Below are 16,585 nucleotides of genomic sequence, written 5' to 3' on the forward strand. Positions count from 1 at the left end.
CGCCAGGGAGGATGCCATGACGCTTGGGACCATCCTGATCATCCTGGTGATCATTTATCTCGTCGGCGGCCTGTCGGGCCGCCTCGGTGGCTACGGCTACGGAATGGGTCATTCCGGCATGGGGATCGGCGGCCTCGTTTTGGTGGTGCTGCTCGTGCTCCTGCTCCTTGGCAAGCTATAACCAATCAAGTCACTGATATTATTACGATTTTTTCGGTTGCGGAGCTGCCATGCGCGGATTCATCATCTCGCATCGCGGGGGTCGCAATTTTGTCAAAACGGGCTATATTAGAGGACGAAAATGACATGTGCGGCGCCCACTCAATCGTGGCCTCTGCCCGTCTAAACCCCACGCGCTTAAAGCCCCAGAGAGATCACGAGGTCTTTGACCATGCGTCCACTGCGTCCGTTCAACTTCAATACTTCCGCCGAACTCTTCCCCGCTGCGATCCGCAAGAAGAAGCGTGCAGGCTTCACCTATCGCCGGTTCGGCACCGCGGCCGAAGCCGTCCAGTTCGCGATGGAGCAGTTGCCGACGGACTCGCTGAACGGCGCCTATCTCCAGGTCGAGGAAGCGCGCTTCGACCAGAACGGCATCCGCTCGCTCTATGAGAGCGAAGCCTTCCCGCTGCCCCGCCACCGCAAGCCGGTAGAAGCCAGCACCGACGCTGCTGACGCGGCGTAAGTTTCCGTAAGCCCACTCCGATGTGCGCTCAGGGCGCGATGGCCGAAAGGCCGTCGCGCTTTTTGCGTTTTGGGCGGTGTCAGATGCGCGGCTGCTTGTCGAGCCAGCGGCGGAGCAGGCGCACGTTGCGCATGTTGGCACGGAACATGACATCGAAGGCGTCGCCCGCGAACGGAACGATGCCGACGACGCCATCGAGGGCGACATTTCCGAGCATGCGCGCGGTGATGTACCAGGGTGCCCCGAGCGCCCTCGCCTCTCGCACCAGCCAGAGCGAGATCGCGGTGGTGATGATGTCGCCGACGACGGGGATCAGTCCGATCAACCCATCGATGCCATAGCGGATATTGGTCCCGGGCAGCACGAAGGCGACATCGAGCAGCTTTGCAATCGCCTCGATCCGCGCAATCCGCTGCTCGCGCGTCAGATTGCCGAACGGGTTGCCAGCGAAGGGACTGTCCTTGCCGAACTCGAAGCGAAACTCGCGAAAGCCCTGCTCCAGCGTTTCGGGCCGGATCTCGTGACCGTCCTGATCGATGATCGGCCCACGGCCCCCGATGCCCGAAGAGGCCGCACCCGAGCGGTTTCCCGAACGGGATCGACGCGGAGCAAGAATATCGTCATCGGACATGGTCATGGCCTGTAGGGAACGCGCCAGCGCGGCGGAGGTTGCTGCGGCGTGATCGAAGGTCGCGCCCTCAAGTCTGTGCCGCCGCCGGCTGCGGCTCCTCGACATATCTATGCACGAGCCAGGATGAAATCACCGCCGGCACGAACCCGACGAGGCCGTACAGGATGAACTGCACCGCGCCCGAGTCCGGCCCGCGCGAGCTGTAGGTCAGCGAGGCCAGGATGAAGGCGAACACGCCGACCAGCAGCATCCGCAGCACCGGGCCGATCCGGCGGATGTGGATCAGGATGTCGTCGACCGCACCGATCATCAGCGAGGGCAGAAAGCCGAACAGATAGCTGTATTGCAGGGTTTTGAAGAACACCGCGAACAGCTTGCCGACCTCGCCGAGACTGGTCTGGGTCCAATAGCCGGACTGGTAGGTCGTCGTCAGCAGCAGCAGGAACCCGCCCACGAACGGGCCGACCAGCGCAAACACGAGATAGCGTTTCATCAGGCACCCTCATCCTTGGCCCCGTTTATAGCAGGGCCGCGGGAACCTTGAATAGCGGGGGTACGGCACTGCGTCGGGAACAAGCGGCACAGCGACGAGTTCAGACAGGACCTGAAACTCACCTGTCAGATTTGGAGCCGCCGATGTCCCGCAAACTGTTCTTCCTGGCGACGATCGCGCTGACGGCCGTGAGCGGCCTGTCGAACGCGCCCGCTCTCGCACAAGGCCATATGGGTTCGCCGCAGGAGCAGCAGGCCTGTTCGCGGGACGCCTCGCGCTTCTGCCGCAAGGACCTCGGCAATGACATGGCGGTGCAAGGCTGCTTGCAAGCCAACAGAGCCAAGCTGTCGCGCTCTTGCAGCAAGGTGTTTCAGAGCCACGGCATGTAAGGACCGGAACAATTCCCGGATAATGGAGAGTGAAGCCATGTTGCGCGACGAACAGCTCTCGATTCTCAGGGACATCAGCCAATCCATTGCCTTTGCCGACGACCGGCACGGCAAGATAGGCGAGCTGATCGCCGACGGTTACGTGATGAAGGACGGCGATCTGTTCGAGCTCACGGCAAAGGGCGTTACTGCTGTCGAGGAGCACGCAGCGCTTGGCGCAAGCGATGCGGAACAAGCGAGCGTGTCCTCCGATCGGTTGATCTGATCGCACGCGAGTCGCATTGTGCGTGACGTGCGCGCAACAATTGCGAATTCCTTTTTGCCCGCCATTGCAGCTGCGCGACAATGGCGCATACTTGATTCGGGCGGCGCAGCACTTTTCGATTCGAACATCACGAGAGATCGAGCGACCACATGCGGGATTGAGGTCCCGGCGTGAAGGCTGTGACATGCGGCAGATCAAGCCGCGTGCGGCGCCCCAAAACCAAGTGGCTCAACCCACGGAACTCGGGGACGCATTCCGCATGACACGCTACCAGACCATCGCAACTCTCTTCGCCGTCACAACCGCAGCCATCGCATTCCAGACATCGCCCGGCCATTCCTTCTCGTCCGAAGCGCAGCAGATGTGCTCCGGCGATGCCATGCGGCTGTGCTCGAGTGAGATCCCCGACATCCCCAGGATCAGGGCCTGCATGGTGCAGAAGAAGGCTCAGGTCAGCCCGGGCTGTCGCGCCGTGATGGACCGCGAGCACGCAGCCGCGACAGGATCGCGCAAGCGGGAAGCCACGGCGCAGTAGAGAGAGAGCGTACCTGCGGCCATCCTTCGAGACGCCCGCCCAAGGACGGGCCCTCAGGATGAGGTCGCGTTTCGCGGCGAGATATCAAACCCTCATGGTGAGGAGCCCACCTAGGCGGGCGTCTCGAACCATGCAGGCCGAGGTCTCACGGAGTAGAGATCTAGTCGCCCCACTGCGCGAAGGCGTCGTTGAAGGCGCGCTCGCCGGGAGCGCCCTTCTCGATGGCGATGATGGCGCGGCGCTGGTTGGCATAGACCAGGGGCACGTCGAACCAGGAACGCTCCTTCAGGAGCTGGACGTTGCGGCTGCGGTCGGCGTCGACGTTGGAGAGGCCGACCAGGAAGAAGCCGTCGGTGACCTTGACCGCGAGCCCTGCGAGCGGCGTGCCGCGTGCCTGCTCGTTCGACTTCATCAGGATGCCCGGCACGTTGGCGACGCCGCCGCCCGGAAAGTCCGACGGCAGGACGAAGGTCAGCTCCGCGGTATGACTCGCCGGCAGCGAGGAGTCAGTGTTGCGGCGGAACGACATCGTCATCTTGAACTTGCGGTCCGGGATCTCGATGTCGGCGCGCACGGCGACGTCGGCCTTCTGGTTGCCCGACGCCTTGATCGGCTCGAGCCGCCACACCACCGAGCCGACATACTGCTTGCCCTTCGGATCGGATGGATCCTCGTCATAGAGCACGACCTTCTGCGCCACCGGCGCGACCGGCTGGTCGCTGGCCGAGGGCTGGCCGACGCGATCCGGTATCTTGGGCTTGCTCTGCGGCTGAGACGAATCCCTGGGCGCCTCCACCACTTGCGTCGGCGAAGACTTCAACAGGTTGGTCGCGGTCTGGACCAGCTGCTTGCCCCAGAGGATGCCGGCACCGACCAGGATCAGCACGATGCCGACGGCGATCGCGCTCTTGAACGGAAAGGCGCGGCCGGTGCGGGCGCGCTTCTTCTTCGTGTCGCGGTCGAGAACGGGGATGTGCGGACGTTGCGACGGCGGCTGCGACTGCGGCGCGTAGCGCTCGGCCTCCTCGATCGATTCGTCGTAGGAGTAGGGCGCGTCCGCCCCGGCGGCGCGATTCTCCAGGCTCGGCTCAAGCCGGTCGAATTCCGGCGAGGGCGAGGGCACGTTGGCGTAAGTGCGGCGCGCGGCACGGTTGGCCTGCGCGGCGGCGCCGCCGAGATCGTTGGCGTCGGCCGTGATGTCGCGGAAGCCGCGCACGCCCGGTGCCGGCGGCAGCGGCGGCGGAGGTCCCATGTCGGGCGGACGGCGCCCGCTGGCGCGATCACGTCCGGGCGGCGGAGGCTCCGGCATCGACGGCGGTGCCGACGGACCCGGCTGCCGCGGCGCGTCGAAACGCGGAGCCCGCGGCGCGCGCGGGGCCTCGCCCTGGTCATCGACGTTGAAGGAGGGCCGGTCGGCGCGCGGCGGCGGCGGAGCCGGACGGGTGCGCGGCGGGGCAGAAGTTTGGGGCGCGGGCGCGTTGCCCTCGGTGGCGCGGGTGCTGGCGCGGCGGAAGGCATCGCCACTACCGCTGCTGCGGGCACCGCCACCCGGGCGCGAGGCCTCGCGGGCACGCTGGGCAGCCTCCGATTCCACCTTGCGGACGGCCTCTTCCAGCGAAAGTCGCTCGCGGGTGATCTCGGATTCGGAGAGCGGCGGCTGCACGCTGCGGAGCTGCGCGATCAGCGCCGTACGCGCCCGCTCGTAGAGCGCGCGACGGCTCTCGCCGGGAGCGTTGGGGTCCAGGGCGGCAATAGCGCGGGCGATCAGCGGATAGTAATCAGCCATTTCTACTCAATTATACGCGCGTCCCGGTAAGAGATCGTTAAGCCTCAAACGGATTTTGTACCAGGATAGTATCCTCGCGTTCGGGGCTGGTGGAAAGCAGTGCGACCGGGCACCCCACCAATTCCTCGATCCGGCGGACATATTTGATCGCCTGGGCCGGCAGCTGGGCCCAGGACCGCGCATTGGCGGTCGGCTCCTTCCAGCCCTCGATGGTCTCGTAGATCGGCTCGACCCGGGCCTGGGCGCCTTCGCCCGCCGGGAAATGATCGATCTCCTTGCCGTCCAGCTTGTAGCCGGTGCAGACCTCGATCGTGTCGAAGCCGTCGAGAATGTCGAGCTTGGTCAGCGCCAAACCGTTGATGCCGCAGGTCCGGACCGCCTGGCGAACCAGAACCGCATCGAACCAGCCGCAGCGGCGCGGCCGCCCGGTATTGGTGCCGAACTCGCGGCCGCGCTCGCCGATCTTGCGGCCTGTCGCGTTGTCCTGCTCGGTCGGGAACGGGCCCTGGCCGACGCGGGTCGTGTAGGCCTTGCAGAGGCCGAGCACATAGCCGACCGCGGCGGGGCCAAGGCCCGAGCCGGTCGCGGCCTGCGCCGCCACCGTATTGGACGAGGTGACGTAAGGGTAGGTGCCGTGATCGACGTCGAGCAGCGCGCCTTGCGCGCCTTCGAACAGCATGCGCTTGCCCTCGCGCCGCTTGGTGTCGAGCAGCCGCCACACCGTCTCGGCATAGGGCAGGAGCTGCGGCGCGAGCGCAGTCAATTCCTTCAGGATCTCCTTGCCGTCGAACTCCGGCAGGCCGAGGCCGCGGCGCAATGCGTTGTGATGCGCCAGCAGCCGGTCGATCTTGTGCGGCAGCGTGTCGAGATCGGCGAGGTCCATCAAGCGGATGGCGCGGCGGCCGACCTTGTCCTCGTAGGCCGGGCCGATGCCGCGGCGGGTGGTGCCGATCGCGGTCGCCGCATTGGCGGATTCGCGATGCGCGTCGAGCTCGCGATGCAGCGGCAGGATCAGGGTGACGTTCTCGGCGACCCGCAGATTGTCCGGGCTGACCGCGACGCCCTGCGACCGCAGCTTGGTGACCTCGTCGAGGAAGGCGGCGGGATCGAACACGACGCCGTTGCCGATCACCGACAGCTTCTGCTCGCGCAGCACGCCCGAGGGCAGCAGCGCCAGCTTGTAGGTCTTGCCGTTGATCACCAGCGTGTGGCCGGCGTTATGGCCGCCCTGGAAACGGACGACGATGTCCGCCTGCTCCGACAACCAGTCGACGATCTTGCCCTTTCCTTCGTCGCCCCACTGGGCGCCGACGACGACAACATTGGCCATTCGCGGGTAATCCCTATGCAATCTGTTAGATGCGCCCAGCCCAATCACGGCCGGGGCCGCTCGAACGCGAGGCAGCCAACCGGATAAAGGATGCAGCCTCTGTAAGCAAGCAAGAACGGGGCCTTTTTGGGGCCGCGAGCGCGCTCCAAGCCTTTGATATCCCCGGAAAATTCAGAACCCTTCGCGACAAGCGCAATGGCTTCGACCAAAGCGTGAGAGGCTGCTTCCACCGCTGCATGGTCGCGATGCATCCGGCCCCCGTTGATGCAACCTCGATTTCCGTGTCTTTGAGGGAGCCGGGTTACGAGCCGGCCCGGGTGCCGCCGGGCCGGAGGCTTGGCGCATGACGCGGGGCCACAACAATCACAATGTCCGCCACCGGCCAGACCACGAACACGGAAACATCCGGCCACAACTGGATCGCCAACCAGCCTTATCTGCTGCTCAGCATCACCGCGCTGTGCTGGGCCGGCAATGCCATCGTCGGACGGCTCGCCGCCGGTCACATCCCGCCGGTGACGCTGTCGTTCCTGCGCTGGTTCTTCGCCTTCCTGCTGGTGCTGCCGTTCGCCTGGAAACACCTCGCGCAGGACTGGCCCGCGATCCGCGGCAAGCTCGGCCTGATGGTCACGCTCTCGATCACCGGCATCGGTGCCTTCAACACGTTGCAATATTGGGCGCTGGAGCATACGCAGGCGCTCAACACGTTGCTGCTCCAGTCGGCCGCGCCGCTCGTCGTGGCGCTGTGGTCGCTCGCCATCCTCGGTGTCAGGCTCACCGTGGCGCAGGCCTTCGGCGTGCTGCTGTCGATGTGCGGCGTGCTGATCATTCTGCTGCATGGCGATTTCACCACGCTGTCGAACATCGATTTCAACAAGGGCGACCTCATCTTCGTCGTCGCGCTGATCATCTTCGCGCTCTATTCGGTGCTGACCCTGAAGCGGCCGCCGATGCACGGCCTGTCGTTCCTCGCCTTCACCTTCGGCTGCGGTGCTGCCTGTCTCATTCCACTGGAGATCTGGGAGTTGTCCGCGCGCCCCGTGATGAAGCTCGACGGGCCGAACCTCCTGACCCTGTTCTATGTCGCGGTGTTCCCCTCGACGCTCGCCTATCTCTGCTTCAATCGCGGTGTCCGCCTGATCGGCGCCAACCGCGCCGCGCCGTTCTTCCATGTCGTGCCGGTGTTCGGCTCCATCATGGCAATGGCATTTCTGGGCGAGCACCCGCAGGCGTTCCACTTCATCGGCTTCGCGCTGGTGCTGGCCGGCGTGTTCGTGGCGTCACGGAAGCAGGCGGCATAGGTCCTCCTTCTCCGCCGTAGGAGAGGGAAAAGCGCGGCGCGGCAGCGAGGGCTATTTCGTCTTGAACTTGCTGTACGCTTCGTTCGTCGCAATGATGACGTGCTCGGCGCAGGCGTTGAGGCGATGCGGATCGGCCTCGGTCTCATAGGCCTCCGACGTCATCATGTCGACGAAAGCCGCAACCGTGGGATAATAGACCAGCGCCGCGAAATCCCAGTTGTTGCCCTGCTGCGGGCCGAGCGCGACCGCCTTGGCGTCGCCGGTCCAGAGCAGCGTGCCGCCGCGCGCCTTGATCATCGGCACCGTGACCGCACTGTAGCGCAAATAGGCGTCCCAGCCGGAACCGTCGCCGTCGCCCGAGCGCGCGTGGAAGCGCATCAGGTTCAACATCACCACCGGTGCATGCGGATCGAGCCGCTCCAGGCCGTCGATGTTCAACATATTAACCGCCAATCCCGCCTCCTCTGGTCATGCCTGCATTGTAGCATTGCGGCCGCGTGACTTGTGTCACGACGTACATCCGGCGCAAGCTTGTATCCAACGCCAATGACGATCGCTTCGCCCGCGCCACCGGCCTCCAATCCGGCCAGTTGGCTCAACAACCAGCCTTATCTGCTGCTTAGCCTGAGCTCACTGTTCTGGGCCGGCAACATCGTGCTCGCGCGCCACGTCGGTGCGCATGTGCCGCCGCTGACGGTGACCACGATCCGATGGTTCGGCGTGTTCCTGATCCTCCTGCCCTTCGCCTGGCCGCACCTGAAGCGCGACTGGCCGAATTTGCGCAAGAGCCTGCCCCTGATGCTGTTCCTGTCGCTGGTGGGCTTTGCCTTCAACAACGCGATCTCGTACTGGGCGATGCAGTACACGGAGGCGCTGAACGCGCTGCTGATCCAGTCGGCCGGACCGCTGTTCGTGGCGCTGTGGTCGCTGGTGCTGTTCGGCGTGCGGCTGACCGGTGCGCAGCTCGCCGGCATCGCGATCTCGCTTTTCGGCGTGCTGATCATCATCCTGCGCGGCGATCTCGCCGCGCTCGCGAGCATCAGCTTCAACAGGGGGGACATCATGTTCGCCTCCTCGCTGGTGGCGTTCGGGATCTACTCCGCCTTCATCCCGCGGCGGCCGAAGATCCACCAACTGTCCTTTCTCTCCTTCACCACCTGCTGCGGCGCGACGATGCTGCTGCCGACCGCGATCTGGGAGGCCTGGAGCGGCCGCGTCCTGCAACTCGACGGGGTGACGCTGGCGACGCTGGGCTACATCCTGATCTTTCCCTCGACGCTGGCCTATCTGTTCTTCAACCGGGGCGTGGCGCTGATCGGCCCGAACCGCGCCGCGCCGTTCTTCCATCTGGTGCCGGTGTTCGGCTCGGCGATGGCAATCCTGCTGCTGGGCGAAAAGATCCAGCCATTCCACCTGATCGGCTACCTGCTGGTGCTCGCCGGCGTTGTGATCGCCTCGCGCCAGGGATCCGCGGTGAAGTAATTCCGCGCCGCGAGACGAGGCGACAAACTCGCGCCTTCCGATTTCGACGAGGAGACGCTAGGTTCCCCGCCAACGAAAAAAGAGGGAACGAACAGACATGCTTTCAGCGTTGATCCGAAACCTGCGTGCCATCGGCACGGCCGCCGTTTGTCTCGCCGCCGCATCCGCTGCGCAGGCCGACAACTATCCGAGCCGCAACATCACGCTGGTGCTGCCGTTCGCGGCCGGCAGCGGCACCGACACCACGACGCGGCTGATCTCGCAGCATTTGTCGCAGGCACTCGGCGTCGGCATCGTCATCGAGAACAAGGCGGGCGCCAACGGCATGATCGCCGCCACCTATGTCGCGCGCGCCGCGCCCGACGGCTACACGCTGCTGGTGACCACCAACACCACGCATTCGGCCAATCCCTATCTGCTCAAAAGCCTGACCTACGATCCAGTCAAGGACTTCACCCCGATCGCGCGCACCGGCGACCTGCCCTTCATGCTGGTGATCCACCCGGAGGTGCCGGCCAAGACCGTCGGCGAACTCATCGCCTATGGCAAGGCAAATCCGGGCAAGCTGAGCTACGCCTCGGGCTCGTCCTCGGCGATCGTCTCGGGCGCGACCTTTGCGCACAATGCCGGGCTCGATCTTCTGCACGTGCCCTACAAGAGCTCGCCGCCGGCGCTCAACGACGTCATGGGCGGCCGCGTCTCGATGATGTTCGTGGACATCCTGACCGGCCTGCCGCATGTCCAGGGCAACGCGCTACGCGCGCTCGCCGTCACGACAAAGGACCGCTCGCCGCTGGTGCCGAACCTGCCCTCGATGCAGGAGGCCGGCGTGCGGGACTTCGACATCTCGTCGTGGCAGGGCTATTTCGGACCCGCCGGCATGCCCAGGGAGATCGTGACGCGGCTCAATGCAGAGATCCGGAAGATCATCGAGCAGCCGGAGATCAAGGCCAAGCTCGCCACCCTCGGCATGGACGCCTTCTCGGGCACGCCCGAGCAGCTCGGCACGTTCGTGAACGAACAGCTGGTGTTGTGGGAGAAGCTGATCCGGGAGGCGGGGATCGAGAAGCAGTAGGGGCTCGCGAAGCTGCGCGCTCCGCATTTTCCGTCATGGCCGGGCTTGTCCCGGCCATCCACGCCTATCGACGCGTACGGTGTCCCAGAACGTGGATGCCCGGGACAAGCCCGGGCATGACGATGGAGTAGATGGATCGCTCTGGTGTGGCGGCTTACGCCGCGCGCATCTTGGCGAGGAAGCCGTCGACTGCGCTGCGCAACGCGCCGGACTGGCTGTCGAGCTCGCGGGCATTGGTGAGCACGTCGCTTGCCGCCGTGCCGGTCGCTTCCGCGGCCGAGGTGACGCTGCCGATATTGGCGTTGATCTCGCTCGAGCCGGCGGCGACCGACTGGATGTTGCGGGCGATCTCGCGGGTGGCCTCGCCCTGCTGCTCGATCGACGCGGAAATACCCGCGGTGATCTCGCTCATCTCGGCGATGGTCTGGGTGATGCCGCCGATGGCGGCGACCGCATCGCTGGTCGAGGTCTGCATCGCCGCGACCTGGGCGGAGATTTCCTCGGTGGCCTTGGCGGTCTGGTTGGCCAGGGCCTTGACTTCGGAAGCGACGACGGCGAAGCCGCGGCCGGATTCACCGGCACGCGCCGCCTCGATGGTGGCGTTGAGGGCGAGCAGATTGGTCTGTGCCGCGATGGAGTGGATCAGCTTGACCACTTCGCCGATCTTCTCGGCGCCGGTGGAGAGTTCCTGCACCGTGGCATTGGTGCGCTCGGCGTCGTTGACGGCACGGCTCGCCACTTCGGTCGAGCGGGTGACCTGGCGCGAGATTTCCGCAACCGAGCTCGACAGCTCTTCGGCCGCCGCGGCAACCGTGCCGACATTGCCCGACGCTCTCTGCGAGGCCGCGCCGACGGTCGCCGCACGGGAAGAGGCGTCGCTAGCGGTCGCGGTCATGGATTGCGCAGTGGCTTGCATGCCCGTTGCGGCCGAGGAGACCGATCGGACGATGCCGTTGACGCTGCGTTCGAATTCGCTGGCGATGCCCTCCATCGCGCTGCGACGCTCCTCCGCGACACGATCCTTCGCATCGGCTTCGGTCCTCTCGAGGTCGCGAATGCGCAGTGCGTTGTCCTTGAAGATCTGGACGGTCGACGCCATTGCGCCGACTTCGTCGCCACGGCCCACGCCGGGAATGTCGCCCTCGAGCTTGCCCTCGGCGAGATCCTTCATGCGGGCGCCGAGCAGCGCCAAGGGACGGCTGATGCTGCGGCCGAGCAGCCAGGCGACGCTTCCGGCGACGATGACGATACCGAACATGGCGAGACCGAGCAGCCAGTAGACCGGGCCCATCTTTGCGTCGATGTCGTCGAGATAGGCGCCGGTGCCGAGATACATCTCGAGTTCGGGGACGGCCACCGCGTAGCCCATCTTCCGGATCAAGCCTTCCTGGCCCGGTTTCGCGTATTCATAGGTCAAAAGGATTGAACCGTTAGCCTTCGCGCCGTTCATCAGCTCCAAGGACAGTTTGCGGCCATTGGTCAGAACTTCCATGCGGTTGGTGCCGATCTGCTTTGGATCTGGTGCCAGCTGCGTGATACCGTCATAGGACGTCCCGAATAGATAACCGGCGCCTTTGTCATAGGTCATCGCGTTGCCGTAGCGGCGAAGATCAGCCATCGCGGCGTCCTTCGTCATCTCGCCCGCATCCACCCGCTTCTTCAGCGCCACCGCATAGTTACGGCCCATGTCGACGATGGCCTTGGCCTGCTCGATACGCGCGTTCACCATCTCCTGCTTCATCAAATAGCCGGCCAGAAATCCGGAGATGCACAGGCCGAACAAGGTGACGCCGACGAGAATGCCGAGCTTGGGGGCGATCTTCAGATTGCTCAATTTCACGGGATGCTCCGGCAACAAAGGGATAAGGACGCGCGAGGGAATCGATCGCAATTGAATCAACTTTTAGTGGCGAGCCCTTAGCAACCTGTTACGGAGCGCCCCGTAAAAGCCCGGAGGAAACGTCGGCGCCGTCGTACAAATCGCCGCCACGGCAACCGCCGATTGTACGCAACCGCCCTGATTTCGCGTAAAAGACGCAAAGGCCCGCGCAAAGTCCGGGTCACAACAAGAAACCAAATCGGGAGCAGGATATGCCGAAATACAGGGTGGTGACGCCGAAGGGCGCGAGCTTCACGGTCGCGAGCAGCGATTATTCCTACGAGCGCGAAGCGCTCGATCCGATCGACGCCGAGATCGTCGAGGCGCCGGCCGACGAGGCCGGGTTCATTGCCGCCGCGAAGACAGCGGACGCCATCTACGCCAAGGGCATCCCGATCACCAGGACCATCATCGACGCGCTGGAGAGCTGCAAGGTCATTACGCTCGGCTCGGTCGGCGTCGACAGCGTCGACATCAAGGCCGCAACCGCGCGCGGCATTCCCGTCACCAACATCCCCGACACCTTCATCGAGGAGGTCGCCGACCATGCCATGATGCTGCTGCTCGCGGGCTTCCGCCGGCTGGTCGAGCAGGACCGGATGGTACGCAGCGGCCGCTGGGCCGAAGGCCGGCCGGCGCTGTCGAAGATTCCGCGGCTGATGGGCCAGACGCTCGGCTTAATCTCGTTCGGCCGCGTCGCGCGTGCAGTTGCGAAACGCGCAGCTCCGTTCGGCCTGCGGATGATGGCCTACGATCCCTTCATCCAGGAAACGCTGATGTCCGACCACGGCGTGATTCCGGCGACGCTGAACGAGGTGTTGTCGCAATCCGACTTCCTCTCGATGCACGCCCCCGCACGGCCCGAGGTGCATCACATGCTCACCGAGAAGCACTTCCGGCAGATGAAGAAGGGCTCGGTCTTCATCAACACCGGCCGCGGCGCCACCGTGGACGAGGAAAGCCTGATCAAGGCGCTTCAGGAGGGCTGGATCGCCCATGCCGCCCTCGACGTGCTGGAGAAAGAGCCGCCCTCGCACAACAATCCGCTGCTCGGCATGGAAAACGTCACCCTGACCGCCCATGTCGCCTCCGCCTCGGCACGGTTTGACGAGGCGCGCAAGCGCCGGGTGGGCTACGAATTGTCACTGGTGCTTCAGGGCATGTGGCCGGTAAGCTGCGTCAATCCGTCGGTGCTGCAAGACACCGCGCTCCGCCGCTGGCAGCCTGTCAGCATGGACCGCGGCCCGAACAGCTAGGCGGGCGGCCGCGAAGGCGCGCCGGCAACCGGAAAGACCCTTCACCGGCGACCAACGCCGGGAAGGGAAACATATAGGGAGGAACCGATGAGGAACGACATCACACGTCGTGATGCCTTGGCGCTGGGCCTGTCCGCTGCGGCAATCGCGGCAACCGGTGCTCCGGCAAATGCCCAATCCGCGATCAAGGCCGCGGACGTCCCCACACCGAAACTGCCGATCGAGAAAGGCGCATCCCTGCGCATGCTGCGACCGGTACGCTTCGTCCAGGCCGACGAAGATGTATTCCGCGCCAATGCGGCGAAATTCACCAAGGAGACCGGCGTCGAGGTCAAGGTCGATTTCGTCGGCTGGGAGGACATCAACCAGCAGACCGCGGTGACCTCGAATTCCGGCGCCGGTCCCGACATCATCATCGGCTTTTCTGACGCACCGCACATCTATGTCGACAAGCTGGTCGAGCTGACCGACGTCGCCGATTATCTCGGCAAGCGGTACGGCGGCTGGCTGCCGCTGGCGCAGCGCTACGGCAAGAAGAACAAGAGCCCCATTTGGATCGGGCTGCCGTTCGGAGCCACCGCGGGCCCCGTGATCTACCGCAAGTCGATCCTGCAATCGGTCGGCTTCGACAAGGTGCCGGAAGACCATGCCGGAATTCTCGACCTTTGCCAGAAGCTCCAGAAGGCCGGCAAGCCGGCGGGCTTCGCGCTCGGCAACGCCAAGGGAGACGGCAACGGGTTCGCAAGTTGGGCGCTATGGTCGCACAACGCGGCCCTGCTCGACGAAGAGGGCAACGTCGTCATCAACAGCAAGGAGACCATCGCCGCGCTGAACTGGGTCAAGCAGCTCTACCCGACGTTCATCGCCGGCACGACGTCCTGGAATGACGTCAGCAACAACCGCGCCTACGCCGCGCAGGAGATCGCGCTGACCGCCAACGGCGTCTCGCTGTATTTCTCGCTGAAGAACGATCCGGCGACCAAGGCGATCGCCGACGACAGCGAGCATCAGTTGCTGCCGAAGGGCTTGGCCAAGGTCTCTCCGATGGCGGGCCTGACGCTGAACGCCATGGTGTTCAAGCACAGCCAGTACCCCAACGCCGCAAAGGCCTTCCTGCAATACATGCTCGAAAAGGACCAGTACGAGCCGTGGCTCAACGCCAATTCCGGCTACTGGTCCCAGCCGCTGGCCGCCTATGCCGAGGCCTCGGTGTGGTCGCAGGATCCCAAGGTGCAGCTGTTCAAGAACACCATGAACAGCACCTATTACGACGGTTACGCGGGCCCGATCTCGACTGCGACCGGTGCCGTGAGCGCCGACTACGTGCTGATCCAGATGTTCGCATCCGTCGCGACCGGCGCTGCCACGCCGGAAGCCGCGGCCGCGGAAGCCGAGCAGCGCTGCAAGCGGTACTTCCGGCGGCAGAAGTAACGCTGCACAGAAGCACGTCATTGCGAGCGAAGCGAAGCAATCCAGCCTGTTCCCGCGGTCACAGCCTGGATTGCTTCGTCGCTTCGCTCCTCGCAATGACGGGCGTGGTGACTTCCAGAGACGGGACAACAAACCGATGTCCGTGACCACACTTCCCACTCTCGCCCTCGCACAGCGGCAGCCGTCCTGGCTGGTGCGCCTGTTCGACTACAAGCCGGTCCTGATCGTGATGTGCCTCGCACCCGCGATCGGGCTGCTCACGGTGTTTCTGACCTATCCGCTCGGCCTCGGCATCTGGCTCGCCTTCACCGACACCACGATCGGCAGGAAAGGCGTCTTCGTCGGCTTCGAGAATTTCCAGTATCTGCTGACCGATTCCCTGTGGTGGAACGCGGTGTTCTACAGCGTGGTCTACACAGGGATCGCGACCTTCGGGAAGTTCGCGCTGGGCTTCTGGCTCGCACTGCTGCTCAACAACCATTTTCCGTTCAAGAGCCTGTTGCGTGCGATCATCCTGATGCCCTGGATCGTGCCGACGGTGCTCTCGGCGCTGGCGTTCTGGTGGATCTACGATCCGCAGTTCTCGATCATCTCCTACCTTCTGGTCGACGTGCTGCACTGGCGCACCACCAATATCGACTTCCTCGGCTCGCCCTGGCCGGCGCGCTTCTCGCTGATCGCCGCCAATATCTGGCGCGGCATTCCCTTCGTCGCGATCTCGCTGCTGGCGGGCCTGCAGACCATTTCGCCCTCGCTTTACGAGGCCGCGATGCTCGATGGCGCCAGCGCCTGGCAGCGGTTCCGCTACATCACCTTCCCGATGATGATGCCGATCCTCGCCATCGTCATGACCTTCTCGATCATCTTCACCTTCACCGACTTCCAGCTCGTTTACGCCATCACCCGCGGCGGCCCCGGCAACTCGACCCATTTGCTGGCAACCCTGGCCTTCCAGCGCGGCATTGCCGGTGGCGAGCTCGGCGAGGGCGCGGCGATCGCGGTGTCGATGATCCCGTTCCTCGTGTTCGCGACGCTGTTCTCTTATTTCGGCCTGGCGCGCCGCAAATGGCAGCAGGGAGAGAGCAATGACTGATACCGCCGCCCAACCGGCCGCCGTCGCCACCACACCGCCGGACACCATGGCCTGGGATTCCGGGTTGCGGCGGCTGATGATGATCTATCTGCCGCTCGGCTGCTTCGTGCTGATCCTCCTGTTTCCGTTCTACTGGATGACGATCACGTCATTCAAGCCGAACGCAGAGCTGATGAACTACAAGGAGCACAATCCGTTCTGGATCTCCTCGCCGACGCTGGCGCACATCAAGCACCTCTTGTTCAACACCGCCTATCCGCGCTGGCTATGGACGACGATGCTGGTCGCGATCGGCTCGACCACGCTGTCGCTGATCGCGAGCACGCTTGCCGCCTATGCGATCGAACGCCTGCGCTTCCGCGGCAGCCCCTATGTCGGCCTCGGCATTTATCTCGCCTATCTCGTTCCGCCGTCGATCCTGTTCATTCCCCTCGCAACCGTGGTCGTGCAGTTCGGCCTGTTCGACAGCCCGCTCGCCCTGATCCTGGTCTATCCGACCTTCCTGGTGCCGTTCTGCACCTGGCTCCTGATCGGCTATTTCAAGTCGATTCCCTACGAGCTCGAGGAATGCGCTCTGGTGGACGGCGCCACACGGCTCCAGATCCTGCGCCGGATCACGCTGCCACTGGCGGTGCCCGGCCTGATCTCGGCCGGCATCTTCTCCTTCACGCTGTCCTGGAACGAGTTCATCTACGCGCTCGCCTTCATCCAGAGCGGCGCCAACAAGACGGTGCCGGTCGCGATCCTGACCGAGCTCGTCACCGGCGACGTCTACCAGTGGGGGGCGCTGATGGCGGGATCGCTGCTCGGCTCGCTGCCGGTTGCGATCTTCTACTCGCTGTTCGTCGACTACTACGTGTCGTCGCTGACGGGGGCGGTAAAGGAGTAACCCGCGGCTGCGCGCAAGCGCAGTCGATCGTGCTATCGTGATAGACTGCTTGCTGTATTGGCCCC

Annotated in this window: 18 protein-coding genes; 12 read left to right on the forward strand and 6 right to left on the reverse strand. The window is 64.5% G+C overall.

Features of this window, described 5'->3' with window-relative positions:
• The first annotated feature begins 16 nt into the window (after positions 1-16).
• Positions 17-181 (forward strand): DUF3309 family protein, encoded by a 165-nt coding sequence (locus tag ABIB66_RS31115; RefSeq protein WP_354059843.1) that lies wholly within the window; start codon positions 17-19, stop codon positions 179-181.
• A 210-nt stretch (positions 182-391) separates the two neighbouring features.
• The gene (locus ABIB66_RS31120) at positions 392-685 is read left to right on the forward strand and encodes a hypothetical protein (RefSeq protein ID WP_007596188.1); all 294 of its coding nucleotides are present in this window, start codon (positions 392-394) and stop codon (positions 683-685) included.
• Between the two features lie 79 nt (positions 686-764).
• Here the strand turns inward: ABIB66_RS31120 and ABIB66_RS31125 are convergent, their stop codons facing one another.
• On the reverse strand, positions 765-1,322 hold the full coding sequence (locus tag ABIB66_RS31125) for a DUF4112 domain-containing protein (protein ID WP_354204812.1): 558 nt from the start codon (positions 1,320-1,322) through the stop codon (positions 765-767).
• 61 nt (positions 1,323-1,383) lie between these two features.
• Complete coding sequence (locus ABIB66_RS31130; RefSeq protein ID WP_275169530.1) at positions 1,384-1,809, reverse strand: DUF5413 family protein; 426 nt, start codon at positions 1,807-1,809, stop codon at positions 1,384-1,386.
• 143 nt (positions 1,810-1,952) lie between these two features.
• On the opposite strand from ABIB66_RS31130, the gene ABIB66_RS31135 reads away from it, so the two are divergent.
• From ABIB66_RS31135 to ABIB66_RS31145, 3 genes are all read left to right on the forward strand, one after another.
• Positions 1,953-2,198 (forward strand): hypothetical protein, encoded by a 246-nt coding sequence (locus ABIB66_RS31135; RefSeq protein ID WP_247431606.1) that lies wholly within the window; start codon positions 1,953-1,955, stop codon positions 2,196-2,198.
• Positions 2,199-2,235: 37 nt separating this feature from the next.
• On the forward strand, positions 2,236-2,463 hold the full coding sequence (locus tag ABIB66_RS31140; RefSeq protein ID WP_007614124.1) for a hypothetical protein: 228 nt from the start codon (positions 2,236-2,238) through the stop codon (positions 2,461-2,463).
• A 259-nt stretch (positions 2,464-2,722) separates the two neighbouring features.
• Complete coding sequence (locus tag ABIB66_RS31145) at positions 2,723-2,998, forward strand: hypothetical protein (protein ID WP_354059840.1); 276 nt, start codon at positions 2,723-2,725, stop codon at positions 2,996-2,998.
• 160 nt (positions 2,999-3,158) lie between these two features.
• Here the strand turns inward: ABIB66_RS31145 and ABIB66_RS31150 are convergent, their stop codons facing one another.
• Positions 3,159-4,784, reverse strand: coding sequence for a hypothetical protein (locus tag ABIB66_RS31150; RefSeq protein WP_275169533.1), 1,626 nt, complete (start codon positions 4,782-4,784; stop codon positions 3,159-3,161).
• 37 nt (positions 4,785-4,821) lie between these two features.
• Complete coding sequence (locus ABIB66_RS31155; protein ID WP_354204808.1) at positions 4,822-6,114, reverse strand: adenylosuccinate synthase; 1,293 nt, start codon at positions 6,112-6,114, stop codon at positions 4,822-4,824.
• Between the two features lie 368 nt (positions 6,115-6,482).
• Here ABIB66_RS31155 and ABIB66_RS31160 point away from each other — a divergent pair, with 368 nt between their 5' ends.
• A complete protein-coding gene (locus ABIB66_RS31160) occupies positions 6,483-7,415 on the forward strand; it encodes a DMT family transporter (RefSeq protein WP_354204806.1) in 933 nt (310 codons plus the stop codon).
• A gap of 51 nt (positions 7,416-7,466) precedes the next feature.
• On the opposite strand, the gene ABIB66_RS31165 is transcribed toward ABIB66_RS31160, so the two are convergent.
• The gene (locus tag ABIB66_RS31165; protein ID WP_473320591.1) at positions 7,467-7,856 is read right to left on the reverse strand and encodes a DUF1330 domain-containing protein; all 390 of its coding nucleotides are present in this window, start codon (positions 7,854-7,856) and stop codon (positions 7,467-7,469) included.
• Between the two features lie 105 nt (positions 7,857-7,961).
• Between ABIB66_RS31165 and ABIB66_RS31170 the strand changes: the two genes are divergently transcribed.
• Together ABIB66_RS31170 and ABIB66_RS31175 are read left to right on the forward strand one after the other, a co-directional pair.
• Positions 7,962-8,897 carry a DMT family transporter gene (locus tag ABIB66_RS31170; protein ID WP_354204802.1) on the forward strand — a complete coding sequence of 312 codons (936 nt, stop codon included), beginning with the start codon at positions 7,962-7,964 and terminating at the stop codon, positions 8,895-8,897.
• A 97-nt stretch (positions 8,898-8,994) separates the two neighbouring features.
• Positions 8,995-9,972 carry a Bug family tripartite tricarboxylate transporter substrate binding protein gene (locus ABIB66_RS31175; RefSeq protein ID WP_354256875.1) on the forward strand — a complete coding sequence of 326 codons (978 nt, stop codon included), beginning with the start codon at positions 8,995-8,997 and terminating at the stop codon, positions 9,970-9,972.
• 154 nt (positions 9,973-10,126) lie between these two features.
• Here the strand turns inward: ABIB66_RS31175 and ABIB66_RS31180 are convergent, their stop codons facing one another.
• Complete coding sequence (locus tag ABIB66_RS31180; protein WP_275169539.1) at positions 10,127-11,812, reverse strand: methyl-accepting chemotaxis protein; 1,686 nt, start codon at positions 11,810-11,812, stop codon at positions 10,127-10,129.
• Positions 11,813-12,063: 251 nt separating this feature from the next.
• On the opposite strand from ABIB66_RS31180, the gene ABIB66_RS31185 reads away from it, so the two are divergent.
• From ABIB66_RS31185 to ABIB66_RS31200, 4 genes are all read left to right on the forward strand, one after another.
• Positions 12,064-13,107, forward strand: a complete 1,044-nt coding sequence (locus ABIB66_RS31185; RefSeq protein ID WP_354256879.1) for a C-terminal binding protein — start codon at positions 12,064-12,066, stop codon at positions 13,105-13,107.
• Between the two features lie 87 nt (positions 13,108-13,194).
• On the forward strand, positions 13,195-14,538 hold the full coding sequence (locus ABIB66_RS31190) for an ABC transporter substrate-binding protein (RefSeq protein WP_354059826.1): 1,344 nt from the start codon (positions 13,195-13,197) through the stop codon (positions 14,536-14,538).
• A gap of 136 nt (positions 14,539-14,674) precedes the next feature.
• Positions 14,675-15,631 (forward strand): carbohydrate ABC transporter permease, encoded by a 957-nt coding sequence (locus ABIB66_RS31195; protein ID WP_354204797.1) that lies wholly within the window; start codon positions 14,675-14,677, stop codon positions 15,629-15,631.
• Positions 15,624-16,520 carry a carbohydrate ABC transporter permease gene (locus ABIB66_RS31200; protein ID WP_106942023.1) on the forward strand — a complete coding sequence of 299 codons (897 nt, stop codon included), beginning with the start codon at positions 15,624-15,626 and terminating at the stop codon, positions 16,518-16,520. Before ABIB66_RS31195 ends, ABIB66_RS31200 begins: the two co-directional genes overlap by 8 nt.
• Positions 16,521-16,585 lie beyond the last annotated feature (65 nt).

Source organism: Bradyrhizobium sp. F1.13.3, assembly GCF_040548265.1.
Classification (GTDB): Bacteria; Pseudomonadota; Alphaproteobacteria; order Rhizobiales; family Xanthobacteraceae; genus Bradyrhizobium.